Source organism: Novosphingobium fluoreni, from assembly GCF_014196615.1.
Classification (GTDB): Bacteria; Pseudomonadota; Alphaproteobacteria; order Sphingomonadales; family Sphingomonadaceae; genus Novosphingobium; species Novosphingobium fluoreni.
Genome location: NZ_JACIDY010000009.1, coordinates 119531 through 135172, shown reverse-complemented (window position 1 = coordinate 135172; position 15642 = coordinate 119531). Strand labels below are relative to the sequence as shown.

9 protein-coding genes are annotated in these 15642 nt (G+C 65.6%); all 9 read left to right on the top strand.

All coding sequences use genetic code 11. From position 1 onward, the window contains the following. Positions 1–601: 601 nt before the first annotated feature. The 9 genes from GGR39_RS15685 to GGR39_RS15650 all read left to right on the top strand — a co-directional run bounded on the left by GGR39_RS15685 (position 602) and on the right by GGR39_RS15650 (position 15550). Positions 602–934 carry an ArsR/SmtB family transcription factor gene (locus GGR39_RS15685; RefSeq protein WP_183618395.1) on the top strand — a complete coding sequence of 111 codons (333 nt, stop codon included), beginning with the start codon at positions 602–604 and terminating at the stop codon, positions 932–934. 8 nt (positions 935–942) lie between these two features. Further along, entirely contained in the window at positions 943–1374 is a 432-nt protein-coding gene (gene arsC / locus GGR39_RS15680; RefSeq protein ID WP_183618393.1) for an arsenate reductase (glutaredoxin), read from the top strand. Then, positions 1371–2432: an ACR3 family arsenite efflux transporter gene (gene arsB / locus GGR39_RS15675; protein WP_183618391.1), complete on the top strand. Its 1062-nt coding sequence runs from the start codon at positions 1371–1373 to the stop codon at positions 2430–2432. Before arsC ends, arsB begins: the two co-directional genes overlap by 4 nt. Continuing rightward, positions 2429–2566 (top strand): hypothetical protein, encoded by a 138-nt coding sequence (locus GGR39_RS17330; protein ID WP_246388814.1) that lies wholly within the window; start codon positions 2429–2431, stop codon positions 2564–2566. Before arsB ends, GGR39_RS17330 begins: the two co-directional genes overlap by 4 nt. After that, entirely contained in the window at positions 2545–2874 is a 330-nt protein-coding gene (locus GGR39_RS15670) for a GNAT family N-acetyltransferase (RefSeq protein WP_246388811.1), read from the top strand. The genes GGR39_RS17330 and GGR39_RS15670 overlap by 22 nt, the downstream gene beginning before the upstream one ends. Further along, positions 2858–3598 carry an arsenical resistance protein ArsH gene (gene arsH / locus GGR39_RS15665; protein WP_183618389.1) on the top strand — a complete coding sequence of 247 codons (741 nt, stop codon included), beginning with the start codon at positions 2858–2860 and terminating at the stop codon, positions 3596–3598. Before GGR39_RS15670 ends, arsH begins: the two co-directional genes overlap by 17 nt. Positions 3599–4143: 545 nt before the next feature. Next, entirely contained in the window at positions 4144–5640 is a 1497-nt protein-coding gene (locus tag GGR39_RS15660) for a ShlB/FhaC/HecB family hemolysin secretion/activation protein (protein ID WP_183618382.1), read from the top strand. 2 nt (positions 5641–5642) lie between these two features. Then, complete coding sequence (locus tag GGR39_RS15655; RefSeq protein ID WP_183618380.1) at positions 5643–15302, top strand: two-partner secretion domain-containing protein; 9660 nt, start codon at positions 5643–5645, stop codon at positions 15300–15302. 8 nt (positions 15303–15310) lie between these two features. Then, positions 15311–15550, top strand: coding sequence for a hypothetical protein (locus GGR39_RS15650; RefSeq protein WP_183618378.1), 240 nt, complete (start codon positions 15311–15313; stop codon positions 15548–15550). Positions 15551–15642 lie beyond the last annotated feature (92 nt).

Sequence of the window (15642 nt, the reverse complement as noted above, 5' to 3'; positions counted from 1 at the left end):
AGCATGCTCGTGACGGCGGACTCATGATCCACATCATCAGGCGTGTATAGGCCAGTCTGGGCGAAAGCTGCGGTGGCAAACGCATAAAACCCATCAACGACGCGACGCGCAGCTGTCCGACCTCCGCATGAGCCGGTTGCAGCATGAACCGGGAGCAGTGATGGCTGAAGTGACCGCAGCGGTTCATCAACGAACGCGGGAGTGCGTAAGATAGATTACGACCAAAATTACGGCAAAAGGGGCGTGATGCTATAATTTACTTTGAAATCAGTCTTCTTTGTATACCTCCCGCTCCGCCATTTCTTGTTCAAATAATTGGATTTTTTCCAAAAAATGAGGTTGCAATCCTGTTTGCAACCCTGTTTGGCGACCGGATTTATGCGGTCTGCTGTAGCCTAATCCGGACGAACCGCCACGCTGTGTACTACCTGGGGTAGATAGAGACATGTCTGATTTGTAGCAGGTGTGTGTGCGAGCACGTGTCGATCGGACGAGGTCGGCTTCCGACCAAACCCGGTCTTTCGTGACCGAAGCGCCAAGGTCGGCTTTTGGCAAGTTGGACAACGCTTGTATAAATCCATAAATCCGCTAACGTGGATATATGGAAAAAAACGCAGTTATCTCGGCCCTTGGCGCGCTCGCGCAGGACACCCGCCTCGACGCATTCCGCCTGCTGGTCCACCACGAGCCTGAAGGCCTGGCCGCCGGCGAGGTCGCCAAGGCGCTCGACGTGCCGCAGAACACAATGTCGGTGCATCTCGCAACGCTGGCGCGCGCCGGGCTGATCCGGTCGGAGCGGCGCAGCCGCATCATCAATTACCGCGCCGATCTCGACCAGTTGAAGGTGCTGACGCTGTTCCTCGTGAAGGACTGCTGCGGCGGCAAGGCGGAGCTTTGCGAACCGCTGATCGCCGAGCTTAACCCCTGCTGCTGAAGGCTGCCATGACCGTCGATATTATCATCTATCACAACCCCGAGTGCGGGACGTCGCGCAACACGCTGGCGATGATCCAGAACGCCGGCATCGAGCCGCACGTCATCGAGTATCTGAAGACTCCGCCCAGCCGCTCGCGTCTCGTCTCGCTGATCGGGCGCATGGACATCACGCCCCGCGCGCTGCTGCGCGAGAAGGGCACGCCCTATGCTGAGCTTGGCCTTGGCGACCCGGCACTCTCCAATGACCAGGTGATCGAGGCAATGATCGCGCATCCGATCCTCATCAATCGGCCGATCGTCGTCTCGCCGCTTGGGGTGAAGCTATGCCGCCCATCGGAAGAGGTGCTCGACCTGCTGCCCGCGCGGCAGCGCGACGCCTTCACCAAGGAAGATGGCGAGAAGGTCATCGACGATGCGGGCAACAGGATCGGCGGATGACCACCGCCGTTCCGGCAAGGCAAGCGATCAGCACGTTCGAGCGCTATCTCAGCGTCTGGGTGGCGCTGTGCATCGTGGTCGGGATCGCGCTCGGCTATGCTTTGCCGGGCCTTTTCGCTGCCATTGCCTCGGCCGAGATGGCGCGCGTCAACCTTGTGGTCGCGATACTCATCTGGCTGATGATCATCCCCATGCTGCTCAAGATAGACCTGCGCGCGCTCGGCTCGGTACGCCAGCACTGGAAGGGAGTTGGCGTCACCCTGTTCATCAACTGGGCGGTGAAGCCCTTCTCGATGGCGCTGCTGGGCACTCTGTTCCTCGGCTGGCTGTTTCGGCCGCTGCTGCCGGCGGGCGAGGTCAGCTCCTATATCGCCGGTCTGATCCTGCTGGCTGCCGCGCCCTGCACGGCGATGGTATTTGTATGGTCCAACCTCTGTGAGGGTGAGCCGACCTATACGCTGAGCCAGGTCGCGCTGAACGACGTGATCATGGTCTTCGCCTTCGCGCCCCTTGTCGGCCTACTGCTCGGCGTCGCGTCGATCACGGTGCCGTGGGACACGCTGCTGATCTCGGTCATGCTCTACATCGTCGTGCCGGTGATCGTCGCGCAGGTCGTTCGAACTTCAGTGATCGGAGCCGGCGGACAGCCCGCACTGGATCGGCTGCTGGCCCGGCTTGGACCGGTATCGCTGCTGGCGTTGCTGAGCACGCTGGTCCTGCTGTTCGGGTTTCAGGGTGAGGCGATCATCGACCATCCGCTCGTCATCGCGCTGATCGCGGTTCCGATCCTCATCCAGGTCTATTTCAACGCGGGGCTTGCCTATTGGCTGAGCCGCCGGTTCGGAGTCGCGTGGTGCGTGGCAGCCCCCGCCGCGCTGATCGGCGCCTCCAACTTCTTCGAACTGGCGGTGGCCGCCGCAATCAGCCTGTTCGGGCTCAACTCGGGGGCAGCGCTGGCGACCGTGGTCGGTGTGCTGGTCGAGGTGCCGGTGATGCTGTCGGTCGTCTCGATCGTGAAGAGGACCCGGCATTGGTATGAAGCGAGAGCCAGGGCATGACTGAGGTTCACTTCTCGGAAGCCCGCCACGCCGATGATGTCCTGCGCCTCACGCTCGGCGCCGCGCCGCTCCCGACCGACGATCTCGGCGGTCCGACCAGATGTTTTTCAGCTTGTCCGACGATGAACGGCTGATCGGGCTCATCGGTCTGGAAGGCAACGGCGCTGACTGGCTGCTCCGCTCGCTGGTCGTGCCCCCAACCCGGCGCGGCAAAGGATATGGCCGGATGCTGGTCAAACGCCTTGAAGGCGTCGCCGATGGCGCGGTCGAACGGCTGCACCTCCTGACCAGCGGCACCGGGGAGTTGTTCCGCAGGCTCGGCTACGCCGATGCCGATCGCGCTGCCGCGCCGGCCTTCATCGCCAAACCGCGCAGTTCACGTCGCTGTGCGGTCCGCGCGCGACCTATCTCGTCAAGGATCTTGGATGACTCGCCTTCGTGACCTGACCGACACCGACCATCTGCCCGCGCTCGATCGCAGCATCACGATCCCTCGGCCCGGCGCCGGCATGGGCGACGATCAGCCGCCGCCACGCATCCTGCTGCTCTACGGGTCGCTGCGCGAACGCTCGTTCAGCCGGCTCGCGACCGAGGAAGCGGCGCGACTGCTGATCCTGTTCGGCGCGGAGGTGCGGATATTTGATCCGAGCGACCTGCCGCTCCCCGATCAGGTGAAGGGCGACGATCATCCCGCCGTCCATGAGTTGCGCCAGCATGCGCTATGGTCCGAAGGCATGGTCTGGTGCAGCCCCGAACGGCACGGCCAGATCACCGGCATCATGAAGGCGCAGATCGACCATCTGCCGTTAGAGTTCGGCGGCATGCGGCCGACCCAGGGTCGCACGCTCGCGGTCATGCAGGTGTCGGGTGGTTCGCAGTCGTTCAATGCGGTGAACACGCTGCGCCTGCTCGGCCGCTGGATGCGGATGATCACCATCCCCAACCAGTCGAGCGTGGCGATGGCCTTCAAGGAGTTTGACGAAGCGGGCCGTATGCGCCCGTCGAGCTACTATGACCGGATTGTCGATGTGATGGAGGAACTGGTCCGGTTCACGATCCTAACCCGGCCGCACGCCGACCAGCTCGTTGACCGCTACTCCGAACGGAAGGCCGCACTGGCAAAGCGTGACGCTACCGCCGATCTTGCCTCGCGCGCTCTCGGCTGATGAGCCGGAGGTTGCCTGCCACCTAGACTTAGAATGACCGCTTATTCTGAAGAATGCCATTCGGCTTAAGCCGTCGGAACGGCGGCAAGTCTCACGAATCCGCATTCCGCATCCGGCAGCAGCCGACCAGCGTCGGCCGTTCATGCTCACTACGGCGAACGTCGGGTTCCGACAATAACTGCCAGTTACCCTGATGTGCCACTTCACCCATGGCAACGCGCTAGGCGCTGATTCGCAAGGCTCGCCTGAAACGCTTTTCGGATCCGCGAGTTATGTGTTGGCTCGTAGGCCGTGACGCGGCGGGGCGTCAGGGGCTGGCGTCTTTTCGGGCATGACGAACGGGGCGGGGCATTTCAATGAGCATGGGGCGATCGGGCGTTTGGCGAGGCGGCCGGTATTTGGGTGGTGTCGCCATCGGGTGTGTCTTGTTCGCTTTGCCGTGCATTGCGTCGGGGCAAGGGATATCACCCGCTGACCAGGAGCAGGCGCGGATACGTGCGGAGCGACAGGCTGCCGAGCGCGCGGCGCAGGAGAGAGCGCCAATCGTGTCGCTGCAGCAGGATGATGCTGCCGTGGTAGGGCCGTTCCCGGTCGAGGCGGAATGCTTTCCGGTTCGCGAGATTTTGGTCGAGAATGCCGAGCAGGCTAAGCTGCGCTGGGTGCCGGGCTTCTTCGCACAATTTCATGGCCGCTGCATGGGAACGCAAGGCCTCAACTACGTCGTGCGCGCGCTGCAGGGGCAGTTCATCGAGCATGGCTTAGTGACAACGCGCGCGGGTCTGCCCGAACAGGATCTCGCGAGCGGCACCCTGCGCATCGTAGTGGTTCCCGGTACGGTCTCGGATATTCGGGTCAACAAGACCGACCGCACCAAGGTCTGGTCGCGTGCCGCGCCACTCGGGCGTGGCGACCTGCTCGACCTGCGCGTGCTAGAGCAGGGGCTGGAACAGTTGCGCAGCGTTCCCGGACGCACTGCGACCGTGGACATTGCGCCCGGCGACACGCCCGGCGCCTCGATCCTTGACGTGACGCTGGCGCAGCCCCGCCCAATCTCGGGCTCGGTCAGCATCAATAACTTCGCCAGCGAGCGGGTCGGACGGTATCAGGGCTCGGTGCAACTAGCAGAGCTTGGCCAGCTGGGCTTCTCCGAAGTCATCAGCGTCTATTACAACCGCCGTACCGATAGTCCGGGTATTCCCGCCGATAGCCGCGGCTACGGTGCCACGGCATCGGTGCCGCTGGGCTGGTGGACGATCAGCGCCAATGCTTCCTCCAATCGGTATGAACAAACGGTCGTCGGCGATGTCAGCACGTTCGGCACACGCGGAAAGCTCGAGCGGGTGGCGATCGCCGCCGAACGCGTGGTTCACCGCGACCAGACCTCGCGCACATCGATCAGCGTCGGCCTAGCCAAGCGCTGGGCCAAGAACTTCATCGACAATGTAGAAATCGGCATCCAGCGGCAGAACCTGACCGACCTCGAACTGCGCCTGATCGACCGGCGAAGCATCGGCCGAGCGCGGCTTGATGGGTCGGTCGGCCTGCGTCTGGGCCTTGGCATCCTGGGCGCACAGGATGAGCCCAGCGACCGCCCCGATGCCTTGCCCAGCGCGCGCTATCGCATCTTCAGCGCCAACTTTTCCCTGCAGGTGCCGTTCGAGCGCGGTTTCATCAATGATTATCGTGCCGAGTTCTTCGGCCAAGTCAGCAGTAAGAACCTCTACGGCTCGGACCTCGTGCAGGTGGGCGGATCGTACACGGTGCGCGGGCTGGACAGCGATACCGCGTTGCTGGGCCGCGAAGGCTTCTATGTGCGCCAGGAACTGGGTGCGCGCATCGCCGATGGCTTTAGACCTTACGCCCTGTTCGACTTTGGCGGCGTGCGCGATGGCCCGGGCCTGCGCGGAGGCGCGGGCATCGGCCTTCGCATGCAGCGTGGTCCGATCTTTGTCGACGCGTTTGGCGCCCGCCCGGTGTTCGGCCGCGGCATCAATAATCGAGACCGCATCCGCTTCGGCCTTGCCGCCGGCATAGGATTCTGACCATGACTCAGCTGCCCTTCATCGCCACGCGCCGCCGCATTCGCGCAGCGACAGCCCTGTCGCCGGTGAGCAAGGGAGCCGGCTTGGCCGCGCTTCTGCTGATCGCTCCGCTGACGGTATGGGCGCAAGAAGCGCCAGCCCCCGCTCCCAACCCGGTGGTACCGGTGCAAGGCGGCGGCACCCGGCTGGACTACGGCGCGAACGGCGTGCCGGTTGTCAAGATCGCGGCGCCCGACGCTCGGGGCACCAGCTACAATCGCTACGACGCCTTCAACGTCGATGGACGCGGCGTGGTGCTGAACAACAGCGACAAGATCGTGCAGAGTCGCCTCGCTGGCTTCATCGACGGCAATTCCGCGTTGAAGGCCAGTGGCGGGGCGAACCTCATCATCAATGAGGTGGTGTCTGCCAATCCGTCGCGCATGGCGGGCTATCTCGAGGTGGCCGGGCGGCCGGCCGACCTGATTCTCGCCAATCCCTACGGCATCACCTGCGATGGGTGCGGCTTCGTCAATGCACCGCGGATCACGCTGGCGGTGGGCGCGCCGCAGCTCACGGATGGCGCGGTCAGCGGATTTCGCACTTCGACCGGCGCGCTCAACGTCATCGGGCGCGGGCTGGACGCCACCAACGCGCGGCTGGAGCTGTTTGCGCGTGCGGTGACGATCAACGCGGGCATCTATGCCGATAGCGTGACCGCCAGCTTCGGCACCGGCGATGTCACCCGCGACGGCGAACTGGTGGTGACTGACAAGCGCAATCCCGCGGCGGCGGATCAGCCAGTGTTCGGTCTCGACGTAGCGGCGCTGGGCGGGATGTACGCCAAGTCCATCCGCCTGATCGGCACCGAGGCCGGCCTTGGCGTCAACGTGTCGGGTGAGCTGGCGGGCCTCGAGCAAGGCATCAGCCTTTCTACCGACGGGCGGGTCTCGATCGGCGGCATCGTCACCGCCAAGACCGACGCGGTGATCGAGACCACCGGTCCGCTCGACGTGGCCGGTCAGCTCTATGCCGAGGGCAAGACGACGCTGAAGGCCGGTACGCTGACCAGCGGCGGCCTGATCGGCAGCGGCGGCGATCTTACGGTGTCTGCGGGCGCGATCACCAGCAGCGGGACCCTCGCCGCCGGTCTCAACCGCGCGGGCGGCATCGCGCAGGCCGGCAGCGCGGCGCTGACCTCCGGCGGCACCGCCAACCTGTCCGGCCGCGTGCTCGCACGCGATGGTCTGGCGGTGGACGCGGCAAGCATCCGCAACGCCGGACTGTTGAGCGGTGGCAGCGTCACGTCGCGTTCGGACGCGCTCGACAACAGCGGCGGCGTGATCGACGGAAAGACCGCCCTCGATGTTCGGACCGGAGCAATTACTAACGTGGGCGGCGCGATCCAGTCCGGCGGCGCGCTGACGCTCACCGGCTCTGCCCTCGCGAACGAGCGCGGCGCGGTGCTGGGTCTTGGCGATGGCAAGGTCACCGTGGACGTGCGCGGCGTGGTCGCGGGCGTCGACGGGCAGATCGGTGGCAACGGCGACGTGTCGCTGACCGCCGCGAGCCTGTCGGTCTCGGGCGCGAAGGGCAGCGTCACGGCGGGCAAGGCGCTCACGGTTTTGAGCAGCGGCGGCATCGACGTCACCGCCAATGCGCTGATCGCCAGCGGCGGGGCGGCCGATATTGCGGCGGGTACCACCACCAACATCACGGCCGGCGCGATCCAGAGCGGCGGGGCGCTGGCGCTGCGCAGCAATGCGTTGACGGTTGGCAGCGCCGGGCAGGTCAGCGGCGGCAGCGGCTCCATCGTCACCCGTGGCGGCCTCACCAACGCCGGCCTGATCGCCAGCACCGGACGCATCGATGTAAACGCCGGGGCTCTGAGCAACACCGGCACCATCGCCGCCGATGCGGGACTGGGCCTCATCGTTTCGGGCGATCTCTCTACCAGCGGCCTCATCGCGTCAGATGCAGGCATCGCTATGCGGGCCGGCTCTCTCACCGCTTCGGGTGGCACGGTCCAGGCGGGCGGACCGCTGACGATCACGACCAACCTCGCCACGCTCGACAAGGCCACCGTGCTGGCGCTTGGCAGCGGCGGGCTCTCGCTCGCGAGCACCGGCGCGTTCAGCGCGACCGGCAGCCGCTTGGGCGGCAATGGCGACGTGGCGTTTTCCGGCACTACCATCGACCTCATCGGCACCCGCGTCACCGCGCTCGGGGGTCTGACGCTTGATGCGACCGCAGGTGACCTCGCGCTGACTGACGCGGCGGCACTGGAAAACGCCGGCGACCTGACGCTGCGCGCCTCTGGAACGCTCAGCCATACCAGCGACATCGTCGGGCGGGGTAGCAATCTGACGCTATCCGCTGCGCGTATCGACAATCGCGCAGGCTCCATCCTCCATCTCGGCAATGGCGCCCTGACAGTGATCGGGGCGAGCGCGGTCGACAACACTTCGGGTACGATCGGCACCAACGGCACGCTGGCGCTGAGCGCCGGCACTCTGGCGAACGGAAGTGGAAGGATCACCGCGGCGGGCTCGGCGGCGCTCAACCTGAATGGTGCAATCGAGAACGGCAGCGGGCTAGTCTCGTCGGGAGCGGGCCTGACGGTGCGTGCTGGCGCGGTGACCAATACCGGCGGATCGATCGAGACCAGCGGTGTCCTGGATGCCAGCGCAACCTCGCTTGACGGCGGCACGCTGGTCGCGGCGGGCGCGGCCGGGAAGCTGACGCTGGACGTCACCGGCGCGATCAATGGCGGCGTGCTGATCGGCGCGGCCACAGATGCTGCCATCGCCGCCGGATCGGTCAACCTTGCGACCGGCGCGCGGCTGACTGCGGGCGGCGGCATCACCGCCACCATGCGCAGCGGCGATCTGTCCCTCAACGGCGGTACCATCGACGCGGCGAACGTGTCGCTGACTTCTGCCGGCTCCATCGCCACGGGCAATGGCGGTGCGGTACAGTCCACCGGCACGCTGACGCTCGACGCAGGCGAGGGCATCGTCACCACCGGCGGCCGGATGGTCGCGGGCGGCGCGCTGACCGCCAAGGCGGCGACCATCGACAACCGCACAGGACTGCTGGTCTCAGGTCCGGGCGGCGCGACCTTTATCGCGACCACGGTGCAGAACACAGGCGGCACGCTGGGCGGAGACGGAGCGGTCTCTCTGACAGCCACTACGCTCGACAACGGGGCCGGCGTGCTTGCGGCGGGCACCGATTTGACGCTGATTACCATCAACTTAGCCAACGCCACCGGTGGCCAGCTGTGGGCCGATCAGGATGGCCGTATCTCGGTATCTGGCACGGTGACCAATCGCGGCAGCATCGCCGCCAGTCGCGATCTGGTGCTCAACACCGGCACCCTGGACGGCGGCACCGGGTCTGGCGCGGGCACGCTGGCGGGCGGGCGCCTGCTCGAGGTTAATTCGGGCGGGGGCACCACCGGCAAGCTGGTCGCTCCTAATGCGCTGACGCTGGGCATCACTGGCGACCTTTCCAACGCGGCGGACGACACGATCTCAACGCCGGGTGCGCTGACCCTCAACATCGGCGGCAGCTTCGCCAATGCAGGCCGCGTCGAGGGCGGCAGCGTGGGCGTGACCACCGGCGGGTCGATTGCCAACCAGGCCAGCGGCAGCATCGTCGCCGGCACGATCAATCTCGCCGCCGGCACCTCGCTGGACAACGCCGGCCTCATCAACGGCGGCGACGTGACGCTTCGCGGCGCCAGCATCGCCAATAGCGGCGCGATCTTCGCCGATCGGGCGGCGCTATTCGGCGCAGGCGGCATCACCAATGCCGGCAGCAATGCAGTGATCGCGACACGCGGCGGCCTGCTCCAGCTTTCGAGCGGAGGCGACATCGTCAATTACGATGGCGCACTGCTCTACAGCTTGGGCAACATCGCCGTAACCGGGGCGGATGGAACGGGGCGCGCAGCCTCTCTCACCAACCTGTCCGCCAACATTCAGGCGCAGGGCGATATCGCTATCGGCGCAACACGCGTGGTCAATGACCGTGCCAGTTTCACGACCGAAGAGGCACTGCTGTCCAGCCAGTATGTCGAAAATGCGGATCGTCGCGACCGCGAACACCGCACCCTCACCAAGTACACCGAAACCGTTACCGACACCCAAATCACTGCCGACAGCGGCGAGGCGCGGATCATTGGTGGCAACATCGCGATCGACGCCGACAGGCTGACCAACAACATTTCCACGATCAGCGCCAGCGGCAACCTGAGCGTGGGCGCGGCAACGGTCAGCAACACCGCCTTCACCGGATACAACACGACCACGCAAACCGGCACGATCGAGGACCAGAAGCGCAACTGCTTCCTGTTCTTCTGCGGTGGCTGGGACACTCAATCGACCACGCCGCTCAACACCGTGAACCCGGTGGCGACCTTCACCATCGCGTCCACCCTCACTGCAGGCGGCACCCTGGCGATTGATGCGAAGACAATCGACAACGTCGTGTTGACGCCCGGCGGCGGCAGCGCGGATATCTTCGCGACAAGTGCGACGCCGGGCACGGTCTCCGCCGGCGCCGCGCTGGCGGCGGGCGGCCTGGCGGCTGTGACCGCCCCCGGCACCGCGCCCGGCACGATCGCCGGCACCACGATCGACCCTTCGTTCGGCTTCGCGGTGCTCCCACTGAACGACCGCGCTGGCGGCGGCGCAGGCGCCGCGACGCTCGACCTTGGTGGCCTGTTCAAATACGCCGACAGTACCTCGCTGTTCCTCGTCGAGGCCGATCCACGCTTCTCCAATTACCAAAACTTCGTGTCGAGCGACTATTTCCTTGATAGGCTAGGCTACGATCCCACCCGCGTGCAGCGACGCCTGGGTGACGGCCTCTACGAGCAACAGCTGATTTCCAACCAGCTCGTCGCGCTGGTGGGCGCTCAGCGGCTGACCGGCTATGGCGATAATCAGGCGCAATACCGCGCACTGCTCGATGCCGGCGCCACGTATGCGCAGCAGTACCAGCTGGCGCTCGGCGTCGGTCTTTCGCCCGCGCAGATGGCGACGTTGACCAGCGACATCGTACTGTTGGTGGAAACCACGGTGCAGACGCCGTCCGGCCCGCAGACGGTGCTCGCCCCGCGCGTCTACCTGACCAAGGCGGCGACCGGCGATCTCACCAGCGGCGGCGCGATCGTCGCCGGCCGCGACCTGCAACTGCGCGCGTCGGACTCTTTCGCCAACGCCGGCGTCGTGCGCGCGACGGCGAGCAGCACCATCGTCGGCGGCACCGTCACCAACACCGGCCGGCTCGACCTCGGCAAACGTGCCGTCGTCGCGGCCTCGGGTGACCTGACCGACCGCGGCGGTGCAATCACCGCCGGCGATCTCACGCTGTCGGCCGGCCGCGACCTGACGCTGGCGCCGGTGGACACCGCCCGCACCGTCGCCACCCGCTACTATGCGGGCCGCTCAGACCAGCAGGTCTCGCTGGCGACCACCACCATCAATCGCGGCACCGATCTATCGGCCAGCGGCAACGTCAACCTCCTCGCCGGCCGCAGCGTATCCGTGACCGGAGCGAACGTCGCGGCAGGCGGCGATCTTGCGATTCAGGGTGGGCAGGACGTGGCGATCCGTTCGGCGACCGACACCGGCTCGTCCTTCGCCATCGGTCGCCAGGGCAAGACCCAATTCAAGCAGACGCAGACCGAACAGGCCAACGTGCTCAGTACGCTGAACGCGGGCGGCAACGTCAGCATCGCCACGCCCGGCGCGCTGACGGTTTCGGGCGCGGAAGTGACGGCCGGCAAGGCACTCACCGCCGACGCCGGCAGCATCGCCGTTACCGGCGTGGTCGACAGCACCCGCCTGCAGCGCGATACGCTGAAGAAGTCGGGCGGGCTGCTCTCGTCGACCAAGACGACCACCACGTACGACGGCACCGACCAGAGGGTCGTCGCCTCAACGCTGGCGGGCGACACGGTGGCGCTACGCAGCCAGGGCGACACCCGCATCGCCAGCTCGAACGTGGTGGCGAACAACGGCGTCGGCATCCAATCAGGCGGCGCGATCGACGTCGGCACGCTGACCGCGACGGACACCGAGGCGCAGTCCACCCGCGTCAAGAAGAGCGGCTTGTCGATCGGCGGCGGCGGCCTGTTCCTGGGCGTCGCCAAGAACCGCAACGACGTGAACACCTCCAGCACGACGAACACCGGATCGCTCATCGGTTCGACCGCGGGCGACGTGACGCTCGATGCGACCCGCGACCTTACCGTGACCGGCAGCCAAGTAGTCGGCAACGGCACGACCCGCCTGACGGGCGAGCGCGTGACCGTGCAGAACGAAACTGATACCGTGCAGACCGACACGCTCAGCAAATCGTCCAGCATCGGGCTGTCCGTCGGCGTCCAGAACCCGGTGCTTAGCGGACTTTCCGGCGTGCGCGACAGCGCCCGGGTGCTGGGCAGTGGCAAGACCAATGCCCGCACCACCGCCGTCGCAGGCCTGGCCGGCGGTCTTGCCGCCTATAATGCCGCCGATGCATTGAGCGTCGGCGGGGCCAACGTGGCGGACACCGCGCGCAATCTGACGTCAGTGGGCGTCAGTTTCGGCGTATCTTCCAGCAAGTCGACCTCCAGCACTACCGACCAGACCAACCTGGCGAGCCGCGTCGCTGGGCAAGATGTCGTGATCGCCGCGCGTGGGGCGGGGCCAGCCTCGACCATCACAGTGCAGGGCAGCGAAGTGGTCGCCCAGCGCGACCTGACGCTGCTGGCACCGGGCGCGATCACGCTGCGCTCGGGCACGGAGATCGACACGCTGGCGCAAGCGAACAAGTCGTCAGGCGTCTCGGTCGGCGTGCAGATCGGCCTGAACGGCGGCATCACCCCCTCGGCCTCGCTCAACCTCGGCAAGGGCAGCGCCAGCGGCACCGACGTGCGTCAGACCGAAAGCCTGCTTAGCGCCGGCAATCAGGTGCGGATCGCCACGCCGGACGCGCTCACGCTGCAAGGCGCGCAAGTCAGCGGCAACCGCGTCTCGGTCGATGCCGGCAGCCTCGCCATCATCAGCGAGAAGGATCGCGCCGCTTATGCTGAGCGCCAGCGCAACCTCGGGCTGTCGCTCAGCACCGCAGGTGGCGGGTCGATCGGCGGGAACCTTAACAACAGCCGTCAGAACGGTGAATACGCCAGTGTGCGCGAACAATCGGGCATCTTCGCAGGATCGGGCGGATACGACATCAACGTCGCGGGCAACACCAACCTCGTCGGCGGAGTGATAGCCAGCGAAGCGGGGGCTGAGCGCAACCGCCTGAGCACCGGTACGCTGACCGCATCGGATATCGCCAATACCGAAAGCTACCGCGCCAACAGCACCACGCTGGGCGGCGGCATCGGCGGCATCGGCAAGAACAACGATGGTCTCGCCACTGCCGGCACCGATCGCACGCCGGGCAGCCAGCTGCCGGGCCTTCGCACCGGGATCGGCACTATCAGCGCGACGCCGCCTCTGGCGCTCAATGCCAAGGGTAGCCAATCCGGCACCACGTCCTCGGCGATCGCGCCCGGAACGATTGCCATCACCTCGGGCGATGCGGCCAGTCGCGATCTTGCCGCCACGATCAGCCGCGATACCGCCGGCGCGAATGCCGGCGCGCTCATCCAGCAGTACGACGCCGAAAAGCGCGAGGAGATCGCGCTGGGCTTCGCTGCCGCGACGCAGCTTGCCAACCAGACCGGAACCTTTTTCGCCAACCGCGCGACCGAGGAGCAGATTCTGCGCGATCAGGCACGGCGAACCGACGATCCGGCCGAAGCCGCCCGCCTGACCCAGCGTGCCGACGCATTGCGCGATACCTACGGCGCTGGCAGCTCTGCCCGGTTGATCGCGACCGCTCTCAATGGCGCGGCGGGCAGCGGCGTCACCGGCTCACTCGGCGGATTAGTGCAGGCCAGCGCGGTCAACGTGCTGCAGGGCCTGGCGGCAACAGCAGTGAAGGACCAAGTCGACCTCATCGCTAATCCGCGCGACCGCGAGGTGACTCGCGCCGCGTTGCAGGCGGTGGTCGGGTGTGCGGGCAGCGTGGCGGGTGGTTCCGGAGGTTGCGGCAGCGCCGCGACCGGTGCGGCGGCCAGCGTCGTGCTCAACAACCTGCTGCAGAGCGGCGCCAGCGCCACGGTCGGGCCTGACGGCAAGCCGCTGACGATCGATCAGCAGGAGGCCCGCAGCGCGCTCGTGGCGACCATCGTCACCGGTCTTGGCGAGGCACTGGGCGCTGCCTCTCCCGCCGCGACTCTGGCGGCGCAGATCGAGACCGAGAATAACTCGGCGAACGGGCGCAATTACGTGAAGGGCGGCGTGACGCCGTTCACGCCCGCCCAGCTGGCGAGCGTCAACGGCTTCTTCCGCGGCAAATACGAAGCGCTCGGAAGCACCGACCAGGCCCGTGCCGAGCGGCTCCAAAAGATCATCGATTGCGCGGCCAGTTCCAGCTGCAAGGTCTCCGATCCGGTCGAACTCGCCGCGTTCAACGCCTGGGTCGATGTCGCCAATAACAAGGTGCGCACAGCGTCTAACAACCGGGCGTTAAACGATCGCCTGGTCGAAGCGCTGAGCCAGAACGATCCGGTCATGGCGGAAAAGCTGGCCGGCCAGTCGCAGGCAGTGCTGACGCAAGTGCGCGCCGACCTCGCCTCCGGGCGCGGCGACAACGTGGTCGGCCGGATCTCCGGCGGCATCCTGTCAACCTTCCTCAGCGACGATCAGATTGCGGACTTGTACCTCGCCAACGTGTCCGACCGGGTTGGCGAACGCAAGGGCAGCTTCGACGAGGCGTTGGTGCGCGGGATGACGAATGCCGCGCAGACAGCAACAAGCGCGCGGCAGGCGGCCGATGCGCAAGCCGCCGATATGCGCCGTAACGGCGTGCCTGAAGCGCTGGTGCAGACCTATTTGTTCAAGGAATACTACAATGCCGCGGCGACCGAGCGCACCGCGGTTGGTCTACTCGGACAGGTGCAGCTCATTGGTGACTATCTCACCGACCCGGCCCGCGTAAGTGGAAACGCCGCTCAAGGGGCAGTGCAAGGCATCGACAATGTGCTGCTCGACGATACAAGCGCCGCTGAATATCTGCGCCGGGCCGGTGGTGCGGTGGATCGCTTCGCGGCCTCGAGCGTCACTAGCAAGGCCACGACACTCGGAAACACGACGGGCGACGTCGCCGTCGCTGCCGTTGATGCGGCTGTTGCGAAAGGAACGAGTGCAGCCGCGACCCGAGTTGCCGCTTCGCTCGATGCAGCCTCTGCGCTACGTGCAGCGCGTGCCATCGCGCCGGACGTCGCCACTCCGTACGGCCCGGCCGTCCAGAGCCTGCAGGCTGATGCGATAGCCATGCGAGCCCGAGTTGAAGGGGGCGCTACACTCTACCGCATTGGCAAGATGGGGAGGAGCGAGGGTGCCGACGCCCAGTTCTGGTCTCTGGAGTATCCCCTGTCGCCGGGATATGCCGACAAATACGGCATTCCCGCCGCCAACATCGCGGGTGCCGACTTCATCGAAACCGCGACGTTGAAGCCAGGGCAGCCATTTATCACACGCCCTGCTCCGCCCGTTGGCGCAAACAGAGGAGGTGGAATCGAGGTGGTGGTTCCTTCAAATGGCGTCACTATGAAATATTTCGGCGGAAAATAGGTGAATTTATGAGCTACGACTTCTACGATGAAGCAGAGAATATCGCATGTGAACTCGAGAACCAATCACAAGAGCCGTTAGCTTCGCTTCTTCGAAAGGACGTAAGCGAAGGCTCTACGTCAACTGAAATACTTATGTCGTTGCGTTACCACATTGCGCCCGCAGCTACTGATGCAAGTGTCGCACTTTCGACGAGGAAGCGCATAAAAAATCTGATTAAACAAATAGATATCGCACTTTCTCCGTGACTTCGGGGCAGAACAATCATAAAGTCAGATGGGTGTCTGGATTTGAATATCTTACGCGCCGTCGCTTAGAGCAAGTCGAGAAGATGCTCACG